Below are 21,138 nucleotides of genomic sequence, written 5' to 3'. Positions count from 1 at the left end.
ACTTGTACATAATGAAAGATTAACATTCGGTACGATATTGGGGCAGGCCTTCAGCTTGACTCTGCGCCCGAATGCGCATTCTCATCCCCGCAAGTCAGAGAGGTGAGCATCCATGAAAAATCGGTTTGATCAGGAACTGGAAACCCGGCTGGTGCGCTATGCCGCCATCGACAGTCAGAGCGATGAGACCTCGCCATCAACCCCCAGCAGTGTGATCCAGATGGACATGCTGAACCTGCTGCAGCAGGAGCTGACAGAGATCGGCGCTAGGGACGTGAAGATGACCGGCGACAGTGTTGTGATGGCGACGATTCCCGGCACGACAGAGGGTCCGACCATCGGGTTTCTGGCACATGTGGACACGGCACCTCAGTTCAACGCGACTGGCGTCAAGCCGCGGGTGATCAATGGATATAATGGCGGTGCGATTACCTTTCCCGATGACCCCGAGCTGGTATTGTCGCCCGAAGACCACCCCTATCTGGCTGAAAAGATCGGGCATGATCTGATCACCGCCTCGGGCACTACCTTGTTGGGGGCAGATGACAAGGCGGGCGTATCGATCTTGATGACGCTGGCGCGGTATCTTCTGGAAAACAAGGACGTGCCCCACGGCCCAATTCGCATCGCCTTTACACCGGATGAAGAAATCGGGCGCGGCGTTACCGAGCAACTGCCCAAGGACATGGGCGCGGATTTCGCCTATACGCTGGACGGGGGCGAAGTCGGTGAGATCGAATATGAGAGCTTCTCGGCCGATCGTGCCGTTATCAAGATCACCGGCGTGTCGATCCACCCCGGTCTGGCCAAGGGCAAGATGGTGAATGCCGCGCATCTGGCAGCAAAGATCGTGCAAACGCTTCCTCAGGCCACCATGACGCCCGAAGTGACCGACGAGCGCGAAGGCTTCATCCACGTCACCGATATGAACGGCGGCTCGTCCGAGATGGAGGTCAAGCTGATCCTGCGCGATTTTGAAATGGACGCGCTGGAGGCACAGGGCGATCTGGTGAGTCAGGTCTGCGCTGCCGTGCAGGCCACCGAGCCACGCGCGCAGATTACCTGCGAGATTTCACACCAGTACCGCAACATGCGCTATTGGCTGGAAAAGGACATGACCCCGGTCGATCTGGCGCGCGAGGCCTGTCGAGATCAGGGGATCGAGCCCCTATCCGTCCCGATCCGGGGCGGCACCGATGGCTCTCGCCTGACAGAATTCGGCACTCCCTGCCCCAATATCTTTACCGGTATGCAGTGCATCCACGGCCCGCTAGAGTGGATTTCGGTGCAGGACATGGCGGTGGCAACCGAGCTGTGCCTGTCGCTGGTCGGCAAGGCCGCGCGGGGATAAAGCAACAGTTCGGGCCGAATTTCGCGCACAAATTTCACCCAGGCGTGATCTTGGCTTTCACCCGCCTGTTAAAATGTTAGTTTGCTCAGGTCAGGCTAACAGGACCAGTCGATGCAGCGTTACGAATACAAAGTTGTCCCCGCTCCGCAAAAGGGCACCAAGGCAAAAGGCGTGAAAACACCCGAGGGCCGGTTTGCCACCTCGATCGAGCAATTGCTGAACCAGATGGGTCAGGATGGCTGGGAGTATCAGCGCGCCGAACTGCTGCCCAGCGAAGAGCGTTCGGGCTTGACCGGATCGACCACGAACTGGCGCAATGTGCTGGTGTTCCGTCGTGCGCTGGCAGCCGGAGAAGCGCCACAACCGACGCCACCCGAAGAAGACAGCGCCCCCACGCCACGCCCTGTGCCCGGCCCACAAGACGTTCTGTCAGCCCCCCCCGCAGCCCCTGCCCCGATCTCGGAACAACCGCAGGACCCGCCGCTGTCGCTGAAACCCTCTGATGAGGTGGCAGACGAACCCTCGCGCTGATCAGTTCTGACAGGTCAGAGGATGCAGGCCTTCTAGGCGAGAGCGCAGAGCCATCAAGACCCGGCTCCGCGTCGCTGCATGTCGGTATTTTCAGTTCCAGCCCGCGAAACGAAGCCCCCTGACACCGTTTGCGACAAACGAAGCAGTGTGGGTATTGCTGCTCAGCCAGCTCACTTTGAACTTGGCGTAGAGGCGCAGTATTGCGCTACCGGTCTAAAATAAGGCCGCACCACCGGACTGCAGGCCCATGGTGCTATTTCTTCTTCTCATTTAAAAACTGAGGTTTTTCGTGCGTGTCCAACAAGCCAAACCGCCGTAGTGCGGGCTTAATCATGTCTTTGAAACCTTGGGGCAACACTTTCTTTGCCGCCTTGAAGACAAAAGACCGTCTTTTTTGCGCAGGATGGATCTCTTCGGGATCACGCCACGTTGGTTGCAATGCCTGAGCCGCATTCGTTGCTTCTGACGATTTAACATTGACGGGATTTCAGCAATGGGCAACGTAGGCTCAGGACTCATAACCAGAATATGGCTGTTGCGGCGAGAGCTATTGCAGATAAGAAGACCTTGGGGCAGCGGTCATAGCGGGTTGCGACACGCCGCCAGTCTTTCAGTCGACCAAACATGATCTCTGTGCGGTTGCGCCTTGAGATAGGTCGCGTCAATGGAGATTGTTTTGTTGTCGGGCGCTTCAGCCGCCAGTCCGACCATGATCCGAGCAAATATGCCCATGCCGCTCCACCGTTTTCAGCGGTTGTAGAGTGTCTTCGGCGAGCCATACACCGAAGGGGGGATTACCGGTGCATCACACCAGCGTAACCCATTGCGGTTTATAAATATAATACCACTCAATACACGTTTATCATCAACGCGAGGTTTGCCCCGGCTCTTCGGAAAATACGGCGCAAGCCGCAGCATCTGATCGTCGCTCAATCAAAACAGATTACTCATCATGCCCCCAATCGTTTGGGTTCGTGAATCACACAGATCAGTCAAGCTCAATGCCGTTTATGGGTCCTGAGCCTAGTTTTTGAAGCACCAACGCTTTCGCCAAGTCCTGAATACCGAGACCTCAGACGATCTCTTTCATACCCGGAGTCGGTTGATACTCAGACGGCACAGCGACTCTTAGGGCGTAACCTTCACCCCGCATAAAGAGGCCTTTGAGTCACCGTACATCCATAACAAAAGGCTCCACTTCCAGCTTTATCAACCGGGATAACTCTTTGAAAATATTGAAAAGTGGTGCCCCCACACTGCATTGAAGACTTGAACACGCATAACTCTGGACGTTTCAGGTTGCCTCAAAGTATCAACAAAACTATTTAAAAACATGTAAATATGGTTTCCATCCGCTTCAGAATGGTTCACTGTGCCTCACAGTACAAGGTGGACCATAGGGTGGACCAACGCCAGCACTCAACAAGCTATCATCATTGCAGGTGAAGAACGCCCAACCCGGCAAATACTCCGATGGCGGGGGCCTCTGGTTACACAAAAAAGACGGTGATGGTGGCAAATGGTTCCTTCGGGTTCATGTGCACGGACGTCGCAGAGAAATGGGTTTGGGCGCTCTGTCAGCGGTTTCTTTGAAAGAAGCCCGCGAAGAGGCCGAGAAATGGCGGGCCGTCGCCCGTCAGGGAAAAGACCCGATCAAAGAACGGGAACGGATACGCCGGGAAGCTGCCAAAGCCGACCACACATTGACCGTGGTAGCAAAGGAAGCATTTGCGGCGCGTCAGGCGGAGTTAAAAGACGATGGCAAGGCTGGGCGTTGGTTCTCGCCGCTGGAACTGCATGTTCTTCCCAAACTTGGCAATGTGCCGATTGAAGAGATAGACCAACAGGACATCAAAAACACTCTCGCCCCGATCTGGCACTCCAAGGGCGAGACCGCAAAAAAAGCCATGAACCGGCTGGGCATCGTCTTCCGGCATGGGGCGGCAATGGGGCTTGATGTAGACCTTCAAGCCACGATGAAAGCCAAAGCGCTACTTGGCAAATCCCGTCAGGTTCGCAAAAACATCCCGGCAATGCCATGGGGCGAGGTTCCTACATTCTATGAAAGCCTAGACGATGGATCGGTCACGCATCTCGCATTTCGGCTGCTGATCCTGACCGCTGTGCGGTCCAGACCGTTACGTTTCATCCATCTGGACGAACTGCACGGCGACACATGGGTTATTCCGGCAGACAAGATGAAGACTGGCAAAGAGTTTCATGTACCCCTGTCCAGTGAGGCCCAGCGCATTATTGAACAAGCCGCAGCGTTCGAAAGGGACGGCTACCTGTTTCCCAATGTCCGCAAGGGTGTCATCTCCGATGCCAATATGTCCCGCCTGATGGAGCGTCAGGAATTAGAGGCGCGACCCCACGGGTTCCGGTCCAGTTTCCGTACATGGTGCGCAGAGGCTACCGATACACCTCGCGAAGTCGCCGAGATGGCTCTGGCCCACGAGACCGGTAGCAAGGTGGAACGTACTTACCGCAGAACGGACTTCCTTGAGCAACGTCGTGTTCTTATGGAGCGCTGGGCGCAGCATGTGACCGGACAGAGCGCGGAAGTTGTGAAATTGGTGGCAAAATGACCCAGCAGCTAGACACGCCAATTGAGTTTGCCAAAGAGTTCATTAAGCCAAGGGTAATGTGGTCGAAACACGATTGGTTCGGACCTGTTGCTTACGTGCTCACTAACGAGTTAGGCATTTCTATCGACAAGCTTCAGTGGGACTACGACCGATCAGACATTGAACAAGTTCACCATGGCAAGCAGTGGTCGATCCCAGCGGACAACTTGCCTGTACTTCTTCGAGTTGCACCATGGCATCGTGAGGCATTTAAGCTAGCTTGCGAGTTAAGCTCAGACTACCTTGAGGGTGAAAGTAAACTACCGAGTGAAATGCGGGAATTTATCTCCGGCGTTTTGAGGCGTGATATTCGATTCCCTGACAAAGTCGGCTACGACAAGCATGACCTAAAGCGCCCAGAGACATTCCTGCGAGACCGAGCAATCTACGACACTGCCGAAGCAGTAAGTGACCAATTCGGTTTACCTCCTACTGGCAGTTCCAGTGCAACCGAAGTGGCGGTACAAGCCCTGAATGCTGTTCGGCAGGAACTGGAAAAAGCGGGGTTAGTAGTCATGATTTCCACGAACATTTCCGCTGGGGCTGCTGTAGCACAAAGATATAAGATGCCGACTTACGCAGAGTTGAACGAAAGAGTAACCGCGATGCTCAAACTTCGCATGAATGGCCTTAAATAACTGTTTTAAAGCAATATCTTTTTTAGGGGAAACGCCAGTTTTTTCCTAAAAGTGATTTACTCAGATGTATGTCATCCTGACCCCACACACACTAAAGGGACACAGGATGCACCATGCTAGCTCACAAAAAATATCTCAGCAAAAAGTACCTCAGCGGCACTCAGACACTTGAAGTCTGCCCGATTAGCAAAAGCACTCGTGACCGGCTGATAAAAGATGGCCGGTGGCCGAAACCGATCAAGATCGGCTCTCGATCTTTCTGGCTCGCCGATGAAGTGGACACCGCAATGCAGGCATTCGCGGATGCCCGTGAAGACTAATCCACCAATAAAAAATAAGGAAAATCAAACATGCCCTCTTTAAAAAATGAACCCGGGTTCAACCACAACTCGATGAAAGCTCGGTTGGGCTTGGCAAATCGCACAAGTGACACCCCGGAAAGGCCCAAACCAGAAACAACCGAGATTACCGCCCAACGAAACGCGGCAGCGGCGTTCGGTGTCGGCCATGGCGGCGCTGGGCGGGACAAACAGAACGTCAAAAAGGATGAACGTTCAGCCCGCCGAGACGACATCGAAAGCCGTCTAGGCATCTCACTGGGCGATAAGCCCGCGCCGCAAAACAGTTCCAGCAATATCGCCCGCGCATTCGGCGGCACGCGAAGCCGCTGAGGGGAGCACCAACGATGAATTCCAAATATAGCGCCATGCTTGTAAGCGGGCGGAAATACAGCCTGCGCACTCCGAATGGCCCACGGGACGACTTTATCGTGTTCAAACACGGTGTTGCTGTGCCCGTCTCCGCAGAAATAAAACGCTACCTCGAAAAATATGCTGTTGATCCGGTTCAAACCAAGTTCAGCACAGGCGAGGTGGAAGAGACTTACGAGTGCAAATTCACGTTCGAAGAATTGGACGGTGATCCCGCAGTTTGAACCCGGGTGCAAAACAATCCCTACCTGTCAGATCAACCCAACTAGAATGGAAAACCCATGCCTAAAAACATGCCTTATGATCCTGCTGAAACCGAACAGAAAAACTACGCGCTCCAAGCGCTAATAGCGGAATACCTTGTTCGTCTCGACGGCCTGCGCGAAACGATGCAAAGCGACTTTGATAACCCGGAGGATGCATTCCCCGCAAAGATGCATATTGAGTTTGGAGAAAAACTGGTCCTTGCACACTCTGCCGGGAATGTCTTTCTGCACCATCTGAGACAGGTTTCAGCGGCGGGCCAAATCGCCCGCTGATAACCATACTCATTTCCCCATCGAAGCAAAATTGAACCCGGGTGCAAAAACCATGTCTGATCCTTGTGAAGTTCCCAATGCCCAGCGCATGGCGATAATGAACTTGGGTTCAAAATTCCATATGGACCGCAAATGGTCCCGAGAAATTGGCTGGGCATATGAGGTCTATCACCAGAGGGCTGAAGCCATCCATTCCGCCACCATGTCCGGGAAACGCCCTCAGCCTGTTACCCGTGATTTCCTGCGATCACCCCATGCTAAACTCGTCTCAGCATATAAGGCGCTGGGCGGCAGCGCGGACCCGGATCAGGTTAGAGCACTGAGCAGACAGGTGGACGCTTGGGCGACCGACTATCCGCCGATCAGATGGTATCCGAAGACCAAACCTGACAGGTCTTCGCGTCCTATCTGCGTGCTGCCACCTGCCCTGAAGGCCGCGCAGTATCTGATCCGGGAAGTGATTAACCAACAGACCGCGCCTAACGGCTCACTGTTCGGTATCCCCGGGGCAAGCCGCGATGACCTCGCCAGACAACTCAAACAGCTTCAGAACTCCGGGTACGTCTACCTAGCCAAGACCGACGTGGTTGACTGCTATCAGAGCATCAACCCGGATGCGCTGTATTCTCTACCATTGCCACAGGAGGTGACCCGCCGAGCACTTGATACTAGAAGCTTACACTTTTCAGTGACCCACCATCCCAACAATGCTTCGCAGGCTAAACAGGATTTTGGTTCTTCTGGGAGTATATATGGAACTGACCACAATGTAAGCGGGCCAAAGGGCCTTATGCAAGGCTCCCCGGCCTCCGGTGTTGTTCTCGCGCATCTGCTTGTCGGATTGTCGGATAGCGCGAACGCAAGGGTTATGATCTGCTTTGACAACATCGTCATTGCGGCGCGTACACCTGCCGGAACTCGGGCGATGGCAGATACCTTGGCCGTTTATCTTGAACGGTGCCCTGCTGGTCCGCTTGCGATGTGTGAACCCGAATTTTCCGACGATACGCCTATGGATTTCCTTGGCTATCGGTTCGATCCCAGCCGGGATGACATTGGCATTGCCGAAGACGCGCTGTCGCGGTTGGAAGAACGCCTTGGCATAGCAGAGCAGGTGGATATGGAGCGGCTACACGCGCTCCTAGAGACCTATGAACAATCTGCTGCTGACCCAACCCAAATAACACCCGCCAACCCGCTTCTGGATGCGCCTCCGGTGAGCGCATGGCGTGTCCTACGTGACTGGCGCGCGGGCTTCCCGGCTGCGCGCTCAGATGGGCCAGAACTTTCCCATTATTTGCGAACCTCTGCCGACGCGACCATTGACCACCCAAGGATTAGCCACCTTCACGAAAACCTCTTTGCGGACCCCGGCACTTGGGAGAACGACGCTATCCGCGCCATCCTCAAAAGACATTGTGATGAACGCGGCTAAATCCAGATCAACACTAGAAAGCAAAACCATGAGCACTGCCACGTTAGTATTCGCCGTCGTCACCCTCCTCTATCTGATGGTTGGCCGGATGGCCTATTGCAAGATAATAGTCCCGACGCGCTACCGCGATGCGCTGGGCGGTGACGTGGATGCGATGGTCTCTATCATCCACGAACAGGAAAAATCGCTGGTCCACTACCTCACATATGCAGGCTGGCTGATATTCTACCCGGTCATCATTGTCTTGGGCTGGATCATCGCCCGTTTGGACATCGATTTTTGAACCCGGGTACAATTCTTATCGGCAATGCCGGTTAATGCCGCAAAACACCCCCCATAAACCAAAAGGTGTCAAAATGACCGACCAGCCCTGCCCAGCGCCCGACCAAGCCCAACCCAATACCGAAAATGGATATTCACCTGCCGCAATGGTCCGGCAATCAGGCCGCCTGCGCTCAGAGCAACAATGGGAAATAGTTAGGCAACTGCTTCATCCGATGTTGATGCAGAACTACTCAGGCAAAGCTATTGCGGACGCATTCGGCATTTCAGTCGATACTGCCTACAGGTGGAAGCAGAGACTGCTGGAAGACCTGCGCAAAGAAGCCGTATCCATGCAGCCGCGTGACTTCGTGATGGAAAGCGTGTCTTCTCTCCGGCAAGTGCGCGCCGAAGCGTGGGCTGGCTACCATTCCGCCACAGACCGAAAGGAAAAACGAGCATATCTGAACGCGGTGACCCAAGCCGAGTCGCAGTTTGCCAGAATGGGTGAACGCATCGGACTATATGGGCGTCCCGGCCAAAATCCGCTGGATGCGAACGCCTACGGTGAGGTGCGCGACGGCGAACAAAGCGACATGATGTTGGTCCGCGAACTCCAAATCCGGCTAGTTGAATTGCTGTCGGTTTCTGACAACGAGGTAGAGGTCACTGAAGACGCTGAACCGGAACCCTATGATGACTTACTGTTGGAGATAGGGGCGGGTACTGCCGCAAACCAAACAGAATTCCCGTGTCGAATAGCCTTACCGGGTAGAAAGAGGCGACGAGAGTTGCCTTCACCTTCCTGACGCACACTTTGAAGTAAAACCAAAATGAAAGTCTCCTGCTGGCAGTTTCTCCTGAAGACATTTCCAAAATTCGTTTTCGGCGCATACTTCGTCAGGGATATAGTCTTGACCAAAACGTCGTTCGTCTCGGGAACTGATCGATGACCAAATAAGACGTGGCCTACTCAGGCAGCACCACATGGCCGTTGACCTGCATATCGACGGAAGACCTTGAAGGCTCTGCAAATCTGATGCCTACTCTAGCGCGCTACTGAATCTAAGCTGAGTGGGGGTATAAAATGAAAGATGTAGTGTACGTCAAAGAGCTACTCAGATCAGAGTATGCCACCGAACGCGACCATGAAATACCCTACCCACCTCTGGATGCCGTCGTTCGAGAGCAAGAGTTCAGTTTCAAAGACGGCGTGGTGGAAGGCGAAGAGCCGTTCGGTTCTGAGAACCGCGACGGTAAACAGTATCTGCATTTCAAGAGCGGCAATAAGTCAATATATACGCACCGTTTTATTGTGTCGTACGCACTTGGTCGGTGGATGCCAAGAGAGTGCGTAGTTGATCATATCAATCACGACCCGACTGATAATCGACCCAGCAATCTGCGAATTGTAACCCCTCGCGACAACGCACAAAACCGGCGCGAAGCCTTGCTATCTGAATTGGTCGATTTGGATGGTGTGAAGGAAAAAGAACGCAAGCCTGTGCCGGTAAAAGCCATCCCGCCAGAGCCAGAGCCAGAGCCGATCGAGGTCGTCACTCCCCATCGAGAACCAGAAAAGGCACCAACCGAAACACGCATACATAGTTTCGATACCTCAAAAGTACCGATGTCGACAGGTCCTATTTCTGGGGTTCGTTACACCGGCGAAACAATGCCCGCCAAATATGCCGGACCTTATGGCGGCGCATGGTACAAGACGAATTTGGATAGCTGGCATTTGCTTTTTGAACCACCCGCCGAGCTCAAAGACTAGAGCGTTTCAGGCCATCTAGCCGCCATTCGCTGCGCGTGCAGCACCGACCATCACAAATGGTCGAAAAGCGCAGTAAGTGGAATTTGCGAATTCCCTAGTACGGGCCTTGGCGGATATCGAAAAACTCTCTGTCATGCTGCAGTGCTGCCCGCAAGTCCGGTCTTGAACGCAACCGAACACCTTCCCTGTGGCAGAAAAGGATTACGACTAAAGGCGAGCCACCTCCACCCGTTGTAACTTCCTTGCCTGAGTTCTAATGTATTTTGAGGTTTGGCAAGAAAAGCTCAAGAGGCAGCACGACAGGTGGTTCTCTATTCAGCAGGTAAAGTGGATTATCATTCACAACTATCAGCTCTTGCAGTTTTTGAGACGATCGCCGCCAGCATTTTTGGTCTGATTCTGGTTTGGTGGGGAGTGTATTGGGTCCTTTGGACATCGATCTTCTTGACTTTCTTAGTGCATCTACGCAGCGAAGACTCAATAGAAGATGGTGTTGCAATATTTAATCGGTCTTGGGAAAGACTTAGTAAAACCAACGCTTCACAACGTTTCTTCCGAGTAACTGTTGTATTCGCCGTTGCGATCGGAGTGTCGTGGACTTTTTGGTTCGCGCCGATACTACTTGATCGATTTGGCTGGACCCTTGGTTATCAACGCTTGGTTCTGCTTGGCTTTTTGTCGCTGAACATCACCATTGCTACCGTCGTATTTGTGACAATATTGGCCATCGTCATTTTGACTGAGAGGCGACCAGTGGCTTCTACCAACGATGGCCCGTCCGAACCATCCTCCAAACGCACCATTTTTTACGTTTTGATCGGTTTAACAATTTTGCTTCCGGGAGCAGTAGTGAGTGTAACCGGATGCTTCATCATCATTCGAGCGTTTGCTACCCTCAAGCATCTTAGAAAGGGCATATCTCGCTTTTTGCAGAATTGGACCACCCTTATGTTGAAGACTGACATAACAACTGAGCCTGAACTTCTGCCTGGCCTCCCCAGCGATCATACGTTTAGCTTTCAAACATTTTTTTTCCAATTTAGAGCTGACGATCAAAGCGTTAGTGAAAAGTATGGGAATCTTCTTGCTTTAACTATTTTTATCCCTCCGATGTTTTACAGACTTATACTTAAATCAACCTTCTGGTTTTATGCTCCGTTGATGTGGGCCGCTGCGCCTCCACGTGGTCTAGAACAAGATCAATCAGGTAGGCTAAAGTGGAACCCAACCCTAGCTCGGACGCCTGTAGACATTGCCGCTGCATTGATAGCACTGATTGGAGCATTTTTATTCTTCTTCAGGCTGTGGGACTACAGCGCCTACCAAGACGCCGCAGCATGGGCCAAAGACAATGATTTTCCAGCATATTGGCCTCTGCTTGCCGCAGGACTCAATCCTGCAGGGCTCAACATTTGGTACCTGTTACCGGGTGTTAGCGCATTGCTATCGCTTGTCGTATTTGTGTGGGCGATGCAAATTTCATCTCGCGTCAGATTGCTGCAACGCTTCCCTGACCAGCTAACTCTTTGGTGCTTGTATAAACTTAATGCAGCAAAAAACTTTCTAAGCATATCGACTGTATTGGTCGGATTCTGTTTTTTACTGGTTTATTACAGCTCAAGTTGCTTGCTGCCGTCCGCTTTGCAGAGCGCAGTATCGGCCCTAAATATCACAGAGTGTGGACCCTAATAGCAAAATTTCGAGCCACAACGTAGGGAGGTCTCATCGGGATTAATGGTACGGCAATCTGGTCGCCTGCGCTCTGAGCAACATTGGGATATAGTTAGGCAACTTCTTCACCCGATGTTAATGCAGAACTATTCCGGCCAAGCTATCGCGGACGCGTTCGGAATTTCCGTAGATACCGCTTATAGATGGAAGCGGAGACTGCTGGATGACCTGCGCAAGGAAGCTGTATCCATGCAACCACGCGACTTCGTGATGGAAAGCGTGTCTTCTCTCCGACAAGTGCGTGCCGAAGCATAGGCTGGTTATCAAGCAGCAAGCGACGCCAAAGAAAAACGCGCCTTCTTGAACACTGTGACCAACGCCGAAGCGCAGTTCGCCAGAATGGGAGAACGCATCGGATTGTATGGTCGTCCCGGCCAAAACCCGATGGATGCCAACACTTACGGTGAAGTGCGCGACGGCGAGCAAAGCGACATGATGCTGGTCCGTGAACTCCAAATCCGGTTGGTCGAACTGCTTTCGGTGTCTGACAGTCAGGCAGAGCTTGCCGAAGATGCTGAACCGGAACGCTACGACAAATTGCTGTCAGAACTGAGCACAGTGCTGACTGATCCACCTGCCTAGCCTTTTCGAGGAGCAGAGTTACCGCCACGTAAGAGAAGAAAGCCAAAATCAGAATGAACTGCGCACAAATCGCGAAACTGTATTTGCAACTTATTCCTGCTGTTTGGTTGGTCTAACTGATTTCGCCGACGAGGCTTCGGAAATCACTTTCACCAATAATTTTTATGTCTTGGCCTTGTTCAATGAGCTCTTCTGCGCGACGATGCTTACTGCTTTTTTCCTGCCCGTTCAGCAGTTCAAGGTCTTGATCCCCAACAATCAATAGCGTGATTTTTTTCGAAACACTTGCTTTGACAGATATGCCAGCACCAGCGGCGACTGTGCTTGCTTCTGACCTCGACATCGACAGCTTTCCAGTAAAGCAGGCTACGTGCCCGTAGAGAGGGCCATTTTGGTTGCCTTCGACGGAACGAGACCGCTCGCTAGCTACTGGCCCGCGGCTTTGCTTGCTGGTTAAATCTTCGAAACCCTTGCCAGTCGCTTCCTCGGCAAGCAAAACGACATGCGCTGCGGCTTTCGCATCCTCAATGGCGTCATGGTGCTCGAATTCCAGACCGAGAACTTCTTTTAAATTTGCTAGCCCGTGCCCTCCATTTCCCTTCAGTTCTGGCCACGCCCTTCGAGCCATGACCACACTGTCATGCCAATTCGAACGCAAGTGAGGAATGTCATAGCGGTCACACGCAGCGTTGACCGCACGTTTGTCGAAGCTGCTGTGTTGCACAAGTGGATGGCGCTCAAGAAAAACACGGAAAGTTTGCAATACCTCAGGAAAAACAGGCGCGGCATACACTGCATCTTCATCGATGCCGTGAATACCGATGTTGAAAGGGTCAAAATGGGTTTCCGGATCGACTAACGTACCGAAGGTCAAAATCGTACCCTGTCCATCCGACACGGCGAACCCGATCTGGCAAATACTACTCGCATCGCTATTCGCTGTTTCCACGTCGAGAGCAACGAACCGGTAAGTTCCTCTCAATACGTCTTCCAAAGAGGGATCAGCAGGTTCTGGCCTTGCGCTATTTTTGTTGAAGCGCTTATGGACTTCGTTGGGCTTCGCCTTTGCAGTCCCAAAAAGACGATTGAAAAATTTCATCGAAAATGGCCTTTGATTCGGTTGTTTCAAATGCCCGGCATTCTGCGGAAGATAATTTGAACTCTCAATGATCTATCTGGATCATAGGTATAAAATTGGCTCAGGACCCAAAAGCACAAGACTTTGGTCGCGGTGATACAGATTTCCGAGACAGAGCGACTGCTCAGCGGCGATTTGCTGTCATCTGAGAAAAACAGCGAACCGTGTTGAGCCCAGTGTTATAGTTACTGCATGTTCAAGGAATGTCAGCTTTGCCGCAATGTCGCAAAGTGTTATCCGCGCGCTCAATCTGTCCTCGCTTTTTCAATTTATCCCGTCGACATCTCGTTGATGTCCGAGCAGCTATTGAAAACTCAATACTCAAACAAAAATGGTTCAAACGTGTCCTTAGTCAAAAACATTAGCTCTTCGCACAACTTAGTGTGATCAGCGGCCAACAGGTTTTCCAAGGCGAACATTTCCCCATGTGCAACTAGATGCCGCCACGCAACCAATTCCTTATCGATTTTTAAGCGGTATTTTTGAAATGGCTGAATTTCAGCCCCTATTATCTCGTGGATAAACCTTAACCGATCAAAGTTTAGATTGGAGCGTGGCAGGATTACTCTCCTGTCGTACCGCTCAATGTGACCGGTGTAGGCTTGTTGCTGCAATTTCAACAGCTTTCTTCGTGAAACCAAATTGTCCGCGGTATCCCTATAGCTGTCTAGCGCATGTGACACTGCACCAAGCATCATATCTGGTGGAAGCAAGCTATATGGAACCTTCTTAGCCTCCAAATAGTCGATGAAGGTGCCAGCGCAACTAGCACAATATCCCTCCCAGTGTGCGTAACTTAAGACAACGATTGCCCGGGATGTCGCGGCCTTTTCTCGGCCACTGGCTGCCTTCCTGTGCATAATACGCAGGTCAGATAATTCCCGCACGCGCCAAAGTCGATCATCGCTCAATTTTTTCAAGAATTCGGTCAGCATCTGCTGGACGCCTACGACTATGGTGTAAACCACAGACTACCAAATGGAATTGTCCTTTGTAGTCGTTGCGTTCCCCGCAATCCTGACGCTGACATGCCGTCGACTTGAGGCTGCTTCCAAAAATCCAGCACCCTAGTTTTTACAAACGCAACCGGATCACCCAATGCTTGAATTTCTGTCGCGTTGCGCAGGATACCAACAAAAACAGCTTCAAGAGAACGAAGAGAGAATCTTATTCCGGGGCTGTTCACAGTACCAGCATCAGGGAAAAGAGCCTTGGTGCCAAACAGACCGTGCAAAGTATCGACGGTAAATTTGAAGTTCTTCTCGAACTCATCGACATTTTCGGTCGAAAGGATTTCGATGATCTTGGCGTCCAAAAACTCCTCAACGTCACTGACATTGTCATAGTCACGGTACGTGTGAACCAGTGACCGGACAACATATTCTAGGTCTTTCTGCCGCTGGATCGCATTGTCGTTGATAGACGTCATCTCTGCAAACTTCTCGTTCGCAGCAAGGACCTTAAGACGTTTAACAAATTCAGGTGCGACCATGACCATCGCACATGTTCGAACCTCTTGTTCGTTGGCATAAGCACCACCTCGGTTCAATCGTTGAAATAGGTGGAATTTTGTTTCTGCATCACTCGGTTGTTTTAAAACTTGAACATCTAGTCGGGCTCGCCTGATGGCCAGTTGCTGCGGCTTTTCCAGCGGCTTTTGATCGTCGAACGTAACATGTTCAATATCATTCGATTTTTCCCACACTGCATTCTCTAGAGAAGGCAAGTAGGTTGTTTGCTGCAAAGCTGACGGCGGAAGTAACTCGTCGGTTTCCAGCTTTTTTAAGACACCAAAGAACTCAAAAATAGTCGAAATTCGTTGCAGCCCGTCGATAAGCTCCCAAGTTCCGTCTTCATTCTCGTAGGTAAAAATCGACGGGATCGGGATGTCGATCAATATCGACTCAATCAAGTTAGCTTTTTTCTCTTCTGACCACCTAAACAAACGCTGAAACTCGGGCTGTATGTTGAGTTCTCCGTTTTGGTACATTGAGATGACCTCGCCCACGGATAACTGCAACCTATCAGTTTTGACGGATTGTCTGGCTTCTTCGATTTCGGATTTCAAAGACATTCGGCTCAACCAATTCTAAATGCGTGTATCTGCGCAACCTATACTTGTTAGAAAACCCTTGTGAACCAAAATCACCTTACGGGTAATAATTTGCCTGAAGGCCAAGCTAAAAGGTGGTCTGTAGGGTGGTCTGAATGCACAAGTGAACCAGTAAATACTTGTATTATTTATATTTATTCCGATTCAATGGTGCCCCCACACGGACTCGAACCGCGGACCTACTGATTACAAATCAGTTGCTCTACCAGCTGAGCTATAGGGGCACTGGGTGTCGATTAATGTTTCGGAGCACGGACTGCAAGTCCGAATTTTCGCATCATCTTAACTTTGTGCTGGTTTGCCTAAGGGTAATAAGAAGATCAGGTATTATCCGAATTTGACTGCGCCGGGAACAGGTTGTAACCCAAGCGGAAATCCCATCAGAGGTAAGGACAAGTCCGACATGCAGATGGTCATCCAAGCCGGAGCACATTTTACCGATGAAGCTCAGCTTTTTAGTCTGCTGCAGGCGAATACGCAGATCATGGCCGATAATCACACTGCATTCTGGGGGCTTCGCCCGTTCAGAAAGATTTTCAGGCCTGCGCTGAAGCCGTCGGCTGATCGCCCCTCACACCAGGATACGCTGGCGCAATTTCAAAATCTGTTCCCCAAAGGACAGCAGATCGATCGGGCGATCCTGTCCAGTGCGCTGTATCTCGGCGAGCGGTCTTCGATCATCATGGACGGGCAGTTTTATGCGCGCGCCGGGCAAAGGATGGCCTACCTGGATCAATTGTTCGGCGAATCAACAGTCGAGCTGTTCATAGGCCTGCGAAATCCCGGCAGCTTCATCCCCAACGTGCTGATGTTGTTATCGGCACATGAACGTGAACATATCTTGGCCACAACCGATCTGAGCTGCCTGAGCTGGCTCGCCATGATCGAGGATATTCGCGATCTTGCACCAGATGTCAAAATCACCTTGTGGAGCAACGAGGATTTCCCGCTGATCTGCGGAGACATTCTGCGCACCCTTGCCGGAATGCCAGATGACACGCCGATTGAAGAAGAGTTCACGCTTCTGTCGTCGCTGGTATCAGATGTGGGCAAACGCGAGTTGGCGGACGTGATCGAACAGCAAAGCGTCCCCAATGATCCCATACTCAGAGGCAAACTAGGGCAGATCTTTCAGCAACATGCGCTGACAGATGCAATCGAGGAAGAGCTGGAACTGCCCGGCTGGAACGAAGATATCGTTGCGGCCTTTACCGAGCTTTATGAGCAGGATCTGGCACGGCTTCAAACCATGCCAGATATCCGGTTTCTGAAACCGTGAATGGCCTGAGCTACATACCCAGCGCTTCTTTGTACATTTCCAGCACCGCCTCTTCTTCGGCGATATCGTCCTTGTCACGCTTGCGCAGGGCCACAACCTTACGCATCACCTTGGTGTCGTAGCCGCGGGCTTTGGCCTCGGCCATGACTTCTTTCTGCTGGTCAGCGATGTCCTTCTTTTCGGCCTCAAGACGCTCGAGCCGTTCGACAAACTGGCGCAGCTCGCCTGCGGTCACTCTGTAGTTGGCCGCGGCCTGATCTTCGGTGATGTCTTCCATCTGCATCTCTCCAAGGGGCTGAAAACTGAAGTGCCGGGTTATCGGGCAATTTGCCGGATACATCGGCACCGGCCCGACCGCAAGCGGGCATTCGGCGCGGCGGGCTTGTCTGCCCCGCGCTGATCCGTTAAGCGCGGTCCCGGGTTCAATGGATGGGCGTAGACAACCATGTTCGACATTATCGTCTGGGGCGGGGCCGCCCTGTCTGTGGCCGGGCTTGTCGGCCTTGTCTGGTGCATTCTACAGGTGATGAAAGCGCGCCGGGCCAACCTGTCCGATGACGAGCTTCGCGCAGCAGTTCAGGGCGTTTTGCCCTGGAACCTTGCCTCGCTTTTCTTGTCGGTGCTGGGGCTGATGATGGTCATCCTGGGGATTTCGTTCGGATAACCAGAGCGATCAGACCGGCATATTGTCGAAACGCGCTTCCAACACGTCTTCGCACAGTGCGGCATCCAGCCGCCGCAATCGCGAGGGTATCTGAACACGCTCCGCGCGCATCTTGTCCAGCACGAGACTGACACTTGGCTGAAGCGCCAGACGGGTCTCGAGACATGCGCCATGCAGCTTCTCTTCAAGCTGTTCCGCTTCGGTATAAAGATCCTGAGCAGTCATTTTCTTCCTCCCATATGGTGCCAGTGTGCCTGATACAGGTAACGAGATTAAGACCAACACGAGACCTGAATTAAATCATCGCGGAATCTTGCCTGCGCGGGCGAAAAACCGACAATATGCAACAGGTCGATCAAAGCATACACTCGAATTGTGCCGTTTGCTTTGACAGACATCAACTTGCAATTTGGGACTTTAATCACATTCCGTTATTGCTATATGTAGAAAGACTGAACGGAGGACCCCATGACGCCCATTGTGAAAGCGTTTTTCGACCCGCAGACATTTACCGTTTCATATGTCGTGCAAGAGCCCGAAGGACAGGCCTGCGCGATCATCGACAGCGTGCTGGATTTTGATCACGCCTCGGGGCGAACGGATACCAGTTCGGCGGATCAGATCGTGACCCATGTGACGGCGAAAGGGCTTAAGGTAGAATGGATTCTGGAAAGCCATGTCCATGCTGACCATCTGTCGGCGGCCCCCTACCTGCAGGAGAAGCTGGGTGGGAAAATCGGGATCGGCGAGAACATCGTCATGGTACAGGACACGTTTGGCAAGGTCTTCAACGAGGGCACCGAATTTCAACGTGATGGCAGCCAGTTTGATGCTCTGTTCACTGAGGCCAGCAGTTTTCACATCGGCCAGATGCGCGGGGACGTCCTGCATACGCCGGGCCACACACCTGCCTGTATGACCTACGTGATCGGCGATGCGGCCTTTGTGGGTGATACATTGTTCATGCCGGATTTTGGGACCGCGCGTTGTGATTTCCCGGGTGGGTCCTCGGAAGACCTTTATGCCTCGATCCAGAAGATACTGTCTCTGCCTGATGAGACACGGATTTTTGTGGGCCATGATTACAAAGCGCCCGGCCGCGATGAATATGCGTGGGAAACTACGGTGGGCGAACAAAAGGCGCTGAATGTCCACATCGGCCAAGGCCGCAGCATCGAGGAGTTCGTCGAAATGCGCGATGCGCGCGACGCGACCTTGGCAATGCCGCGTCTGATTTTGCCGTCGCTGCAGGTCAACATGCGAGCCGGTCAGATGCCACCAGCGGATGAACAGGGCGATGTCTTCATGAAAATCCCCGTCAACAAACTGTAAAACAGAGTCGGACGAGAAAATGAATATCGAGTGGATTTCAGGGCTGGCTGGTGGCCTGTTGATCGGACTGGGTGCTGCCGCATACCTGCTGTGCAATGGGCGGATCATGGGCGCCAGTGGCATTCTGGGCGGACTGGTCGCGCGCAGTGATCGCGCCACCACGACCGAGCGTTTGGCCTTTGTTGGAGGGCTGATCGGAATGCCCTTTTTACTGCGCCCATTGATCGCGCCACAGGCTGAAACTCATCTGACCCCGGATCTGGCGATCGTGATCATTGCAGGTTTGCTTGTCGGGGTTGGCACACGCATTGCAAATGGCTGCACTTCGGGTCACGGGGTCTGCGGGATTTCCCGGTTTTCACTGCGCGGGATCGTTGCAACCGTGTTCTATATCCTTGCGGGTGGGCTGACCGTTGCCCTGTTTCGCCACGCTTTGGGAGTGATCTGATGCGCGCTGTGTTTGCCTTTTTCGCCGGATCACTGTTCGGCATCGGGCTTTTGATCTCGGGCATGACTGACACCACCAAAGTGCAGGGCTGGCTTGATGTGTTCGGCAACTGGGACCCGACGCTTGCCTTCGTCATGGGCGGAGCGATCCTGCCGATGCTGGTGGCTTGGCAACTGACCCGGAACCGCGCGCCGCTGGTGGGCGGGCAATTCCCTGCCCCGCCACGGGTCGAGCTGGACCGGCGCCTGATCGTCGGTTCGGTTCTGTTCGGGGTCGGTTGGGGGTTGGCCGGTTTGTGCCCGGGTCCGGCGATGGCGTCGCTTGGCTATGGTGGTGTTGGCGGGGTTATCTTCCTGATTGCCATGATTGCGGGCATGTTTGCGGCACCAAAGCTGGGTGCGCAACTGGACAGAATGGCCAACGCGGCCTAATCAATTGCCATGGAGATTCGACCGATTACCCCCCGCTATGCCGTCTCGCCCCAGATCTTGGTTGAGGACGTGCCAACCATCGCCCAGGCAGGTTTCGTCAAGGTGATCTGTAACCGTCCAAATGTTGAGGTGCCGCCGGATCAGCAATCCGACGCTATCGGACAGGCAGTACGCGATGCCGGGATGGAGTACGAGGTTCTGGAGCTGACCCACCAGACCATGACCCCGGAAAATATTGCCCTGCAACGCGATCTGGCCGAAAGCTGCAGCGGGCCGGTTTTGGCCTATTGCGCGTCCGGCACCAGATGCTCGGTTGTTTGGGCGCTTGGGCAATGCAACCGGCTGAGCACGGACGAAATCCTCGACGCGACCGGCAAAGCGGGCTATGCGCTCGACAATCTGCGCCCGGCGCTGGAGCAGTTGCGCGAAGACGGCTAATCCCTGCCCTCGCGCTCGGGCGCAGGCAGGCCGGCGAGGTGCGAAATTTCTGCAACCCGCTGATCTGAACTGGCCGATAGCAGATCATCTGGATCCAGCAGTATATCGTCCATCACCGGATCACCGGTTATGATCTCTTCATCCGGTGCAGAAGAAAGCGCATCTTCCCCGCGGCTGGAGGTCGTACTGGCCAGGAACGCCTGCCCCTCGCTGGCAGGCAGCGCCGGGGTTAGTCGCTGTTCGTTGATCCGAACCGCCCGCATTCCCCCGCATTGCCCCAAACGTCCAATGGCCGTGCGGGCGCGGTCAATAGCCAGAACTTCGACCCGGTCCACCCGCGCATCCTGCAGCGGCAGAACATCCCCCACCGAAAGCTCTGAAAGCGCGGTCAGCGGCAACGACATGCGGCTGATCACTGTGTTCAGTTCGGCACGTATCACGCCCGATGCCTGATCCAGATTCATCCCGGGTTGAGTGATCTCCGCCGCCTGTTCTTCGTCAGACAGCGGACGCTCGGGCAACAGGATACAGACCTCACCCTGTCGGGCACCGCAGGCAAGCTCGACCGTCAGATCGAACATACGATAGGCTTCATCCACCAGCGCAAGGATCAAAGAGCGCCGGTCCTCGGCGCGAGAGGCGAACTCGAACCCAGACAGGCTGGTCATATCGGCGGATGACTCGACCAGTTTCTGCGCCCGGCTAAGCGTATCCTCGACCAGAGGCGCAACCATCGCCGCGTCGGTATCCGTAAAGACCCGTTCGGGCGGCGGATCAGAGGTGACCATGGCAATCGTCTGCTGCTGCACAATGGCTGATACGCATCCAGGGTCCAGGCAGGCTGCGGCGATGCCGCCCTGATCCGAGGAAAACAGCAACAGTAACCAACCGCCTTTCAGCCGCCCGGCCATGTCTTCCTGCGTACGCACGGCCTGTTTGGCGCCAATAACCGACAGCGCCAGCCCCATGCCTTCGCCTGCGGCCCGAGCCAACCCCAGCCGCAGGGCGCGCAATATGGATCGGGGCGTTTCGGCGCCACCTTGTGCCGCCGAAAGCTTTCGTGCCAGTGCTGATACCGTCATGGCCCCATACCGCCGTTCTTCGATGTTATGA

The 21,138-nt window shown here is 53.4% G+C and carries 27 protein-coding genes, 1 tRNA gene and 1 pseudogene; 21 read left to right on the top strand and 8 right to left on the bottom strand.

Annotated features, from left to right (window positions below; genetic code table 11):
* The first annotated feature begins 112 nt into the window (after window positions 1-112).
* Window positions 113-1,351 (top strand): peptidase T, encoded by a 1,239-nt coding sequence (pepT, locus tag BLU89_RS00720; protein ID WP_074733647.1) that lies wholly within the window; start codon window positions 113-115, stop codon window positions 1,349-1,351.
* A gap of 111 nt (window positions 1,352-1,462) precedes the next feature.
* Window positions 1,463-1,882: a DUF4177 domain-containing protein gene (locus BLU89_RS00715; RefSeq protein ID WP_074733645.1), complete on the top strand. Its 420-nt coding sequence runs from the start codon at window positions 1,463-1,465 to the stop codon at window positions 1,880-1,882.
* A gap of 515 nt (window positions 1,883-2,397) precedes the next feature.
* On the opposite strand, the pseudogene BLU89_RS00700 reads toward BLU89_RS00715, so the two are convergent.
* Window positions 2,398-2,800 (bottom strand): annotated as a pseudogene (locus tag BLU89_RS00700) (transposase).
* A gap of 518 nt (window positions 2,801-3,318) precedes the next feature.
* Between BLU89_RS00700 and BLU89_RS00695 the strand changes: the two are divergent.
* The 13 genes from BLU89_RS00695 (at window position 3,319) to BLU89_RS00635 (ending at window position 12,182) form a co-directional block, all read left to right on the top strand.
* Window positions 3,319-4,470, top strand: coding sequence for a tyrosine-type recombinase/integrase (locus BLU89_RS00695; protein WP_342721917.1), 1,152 nt, complete (start codon window positions 3,319-3,321; stop codon window positions 4,468-4,470).
* Complete coding sequence (locus BLU89_RS00690; RefSeq protein WP_074733641.1) at window positions 4,467-5,147, top strand: hypothetical protein; 681 nt, start codon at window positions 4,467-4,469, stop codon at window positions 5,145-5,147. The genes BLU89_RS00695 and BLU89_RS00690 overlap by 4 nt, the downstream gene beginning before the upstream one ends.
* A 113-nt stretch (window positions 5,148-5,260) precedes the next feature.
* Window positions 5,261-5,467 (top strand): helix-turn-helix transcriptional regulator, encoded by a 207-nt coding sequence (locus BLU89_RS00685; protein WP_074733639.1) that lies wholly within the window; start codon window positions 5,261-5,263, stop codon window positions 5,465-5,467.
* A 30-nt stretch (window positions 5,468-5,497) separates the two neighbouring features.
* Window positions 5,498-5,818, top strand: a complete 321-nt coding sequence (locus tag BLU89_RS00680) for a hypothetical protein (RefSeq protein WP_074733637.1) — start codon at window positions 5,498-5,500, stop codon at window positions 5,816-5,818.
* 14 nt (window positions 5,819-5,832) lie between these two features.
* Window positions 5,833-6,081, top strand: coding sequence for a hypothetical protein (locus BLU89_RS00675; protein ID WP_074733635.1), 249 nt, complete (start codon window positions 5,833-5,835; stop codon window positions 6,079-6,081).
* Between the two features lie 57 nt (window positions 6,082-6,138).
* Window positions 6,139-6,396 (top strand): hypothetical protein, encoded by a 258-nt coding sequence (locus tag BLU89_RS00670; protein WP_143030502.1) that lies wholly within the window; start codon window positions 6,139-6,141, stop codon window positions 6,394-6,396.
* Between the two features lie 52 nt (window positions 6,397-6,448).
* Window positions 6,449-7,831: an RNA-dependent RNA polymerase family protein gene (locus tag BLU89_RS00665; RefSeq protein WP_074733631.1), complete on the top strand. Its 1,383-nt coding sequence runs from the start codon at window positions 6,449-6,451 to the stop codon at window positions 7,829-7,831.
* Between the two features lie 28 nt (window positions 7,832-7,859).
* Window positions 7,860-8,114 (top strand): hypothetical protein, encoded by a 255-nt coding sequence (locus BLU89_RS00660; RefSeq protein ID WP_074733629.1) that lies wholly within the window; start codon window positions 7,860-7,862, stop codon window positions 8,112-8,114.
* A gap of 73 nt (window positions 8,115-8,187) precedes the next feature.
* Window positions 8,188-8,901 (top strand): helix-turn-helix domain-containing protein, encoded by a 714-nt coding sequence (locus BLU89_RS00655; protein WP_074733628.1) that lies wholly within the window; start codon window positions 8,188-8,190, stop codon window positions 8,899-8,901.
* A gap of 278 nt (window positions 8,902-9,179) precedes the next feature.
* On the top strand, window positions 9,180-9,869 hold the full coding sequence (locus tag BLU89_RS00650) for an HNH endonuclease signature motif containing protein (RefSeq protein ID WP_083347659.1): 690 nt from the start codon (window positions 9,180-9,182) through the stop codon (window positions 9,867-9,869).
* A gap of 303 nt (window positions 9,870-10,172) precedes the next feature.
* Window positions 10,173-11,558 carry a hypothetical protein gene (locus BLU89_RS00645; protein ID WP_074733624.1) on the top strand — a complete coding sequence of 462 codons (1,386 nt, stop codon included), beginning with the start codon at window positions 10,173-10,175 and terminating at the stop codon, window positions 11,556-11,558.
* A gap of 45 nt (window positions 11,559-11,603) precedes the next feature.
* A complete protein-coding gene (locus BLU89_RS21935) occupies window positions 11,604-11,855 on the top strand; it encodes a helix-turn-helix domain-containing protein (protein ID WP_074733623.1) in 252 nt (83 codons plus the stop codon).
* Between the two features lie 45 nt (window positions 11,856-11,900).
* The gene (locus BLU89_RS00635) at window positions 11,901-12,182 is read left to right on the top strand and encodes a hypothetical protein (protein WP_143030500.1); all 282 of its coding nucleotides are present in this window, start codon (window positions 11,901-11,903) and stop codon (window positions 12,180-12,182) included.
* Window positions 12,183-12,294: 112 nt separating this feature from the next.
* Here BLU89_RS00635 and BLU89_RS00630 read toward each other — a convergent pair whose 3' ends face one another.
* The 4 genes from BLU89_RS00630 to BLU89_RS00615 all read right to left on the bottom strand — a co-directional run bounded on the left by BLU89_RS00630 (window position 12,295) and on the right by BLU89_RS00615 (window position 15,657).
* Complete coding sequence (locus tag BLU89_RS00630) at window positions 12,295-13,281, bottom strand: exonuclease domain-containing protein (RefSeq protein WP_083347658.1); 987 nt, start codon at window positions 13,279-13,281, stop codon at window positions 12,295-12,297.
* A gap of 353 nt (window positions 13,282-13,634) precedes the next feature.
* Window positions 13,635-14,255, bottom strand: coding sequence for an MAE_28990/MAE_18760 family HEPN-like nuclease (locus BLU89_RS00625; RefSeq protein WP_143030499.1), 621 nt, complete (start codon window positions 14,253-14,255; stop codon window positions 13,635-13,637).
* 17 nt (window positions 14,256-14,272) lie between these two features.
* Window positions 14,273-15,394 (bottom strand): DUF262 domain-containing protein, encoded by a 1,122-nt coding sequence (locus BLU89_RS00620; protein ID WP_074733618.1) that lies wholly within the window; start codon window positions 15,392-15,394, stop codon window positions 14,273-14,275.
* Window positions 15,395-15,581: 187 nt separating this feature from the next.
* Window positions 15,582-15,657: transfer RNA gene (locus BLU89_RS00615), tRNA-Thr, on the bottom strand.
* Between the two features lie 179 nt (window positions 15,658-15,836).
* Between BLU89_RS00615 and BLU89_RS00610 the strand changes: the two genes are divergently transcribed.
* Window positions 15,837-16,712 carry a hypothetical protein gene (locus tag BLU89_RS00610; protein ID WP_074733616.1) on the top strand — a complete coding sequence of 292 codons (876 nt, stop codon included), beginning with the start codon at window positions 15,837-15,839 and terminating at the stop codon, window positions 16,710-16,712.
* 10 nt (window positions 16,713-16,722) lie between these two features.
* Here BLU89_RS00610 and BLU89_RS00605 read toward each other — a convergent pair whose 3' ends face one another.
* Window positions 16,723-16,989 carry a DUF2312 domain-containing protein gene (locus BLU89_RS00605; protein WP_074733615.1) on the bottom strand — a complete coding sequence of 89 codons (267 nt, stop codon included), beginning with the start codon at window positions 16,987-16,989 and terminating at the stop codon, window positions 16,723-16,725.
* 168 nt (window positions 16,990-17,157) lie between these two features.
* On the opposite strand from BLU89_RS00605, the gene BLU89_RS00600 reads away from it, so the two are divergent.
* Window positions 17,158-17,376: a hypothetical protein gene (locus BLU89_RS00600; protein ID WP_074733613.1), complete on the top strand. Its 219-nt coding sequence runs from the start codon at window positions 17,158-17,160 to the stop codon at window positions 17,374-17,376.
* A 9-nt stretch (window positions 17,377-17,385) separates the two neighbouring features.
* Here the strand turns inward: BLU89_RS00600 and BLU89_RS00595 are convergent, their stop codons facing one another.
* A complete protein-coding gene (locus BLU89_RS00595) occupies window positions 17,386-17,601 on the bottom strand; it encodes a hypothetical protein (protein ID WP_074733612.1) in 216 nt (71 codons plus the stop codon).
* A 243-nt stretch (window positions 17,602-17,844) separates the two neighbouring features.
* On the opposite strand from BLU89_RS00595, the gene BLU89_RS00590 reads away from it, so the two are divergent.
* The 4 genes from BLU89_RS00590 to BLU89_RS00575 are packed head-to-tail and all read left to right on the top strand — an operon-like array spanning window position 17,845 to window position 20,025.
* Entirely contained in the window at window positions 17,845-18,708 is an 864-nt protein-coding gene (locus tag BLU89_RS00590; RefSeq protein ID WP_074733610.1) for an MBL fold metallo-hydrolase, read from the top strand.
* 19 nt (window positions 18,709-18,727) lie between these two features.
* Window positions 18,728-19,156, top strand: coding sequence for a YeeE/YedE family protein (locus BLU89_RS00585; protein ID WP_074733609.1), 429 nt, complete (start codon window positions 18,728-18,730; stop codon window positions 19,154-19,156).
* Window positions 19,156-19,587, top strand: a complete 432-nt coding sequence (locus BLU89_RS00580) for a DUF6691 family protein (protein WP_074733607.1) — start codon at window positions 19,156-19,158, stop codon at window positions 19,585-19,587. Before BLU89_RS00585 ends, BLU89_RS00580 begins: the two co-directional genes overlap by 1 nt.
* Before the next feature lie 9 nt (window positions 19,588-19,596).
* A complete protein-coding gene (locus tag BLU89_RS00575; RefSeq protein WP_074733605.1) occupies window positions 19,597-20,025 on the top strand; it encodes a protein tyrosine phosphatase family protein in 429 nt (142 codons plus the stop codon).
* On the opposite strand, the gene BLU89_RS00570 is transcribed toward BLU89_RS00575, so the two are convergent.
* Window positions 20,022-21,107: a FliM/FliN family flagellar motor C-terminal domain-containing protein gene (locus BLU89_RS00570; RefSeq protein ID WP_074733604.1), complete on the bottom strand. Its 1,086-nt coding sequence runs from the start codon at window positions 21,105-21,107 to the stop codon at window positions 20,022-20,024. The genes BLU89_RS00575 and BLU89_RS00570 overlap by 4 nt on opposite strands.
* Window positions 21,108-21,138: the final 31 nt, after the last annotated feature.

It is taken from the genome of Ruegeria halocynthiae, from assembly GCF_900106805.1.
GTDB lineage: Bacteria > Pseudomonadota > Alphaproteobacteria > Rhodobacterales > Rhodobacteraceae > Ruegeria > Ruegeria halocynthiae.
This window is presented reverse-complemented; position numbering and strand designations above follow the sequence as displayed.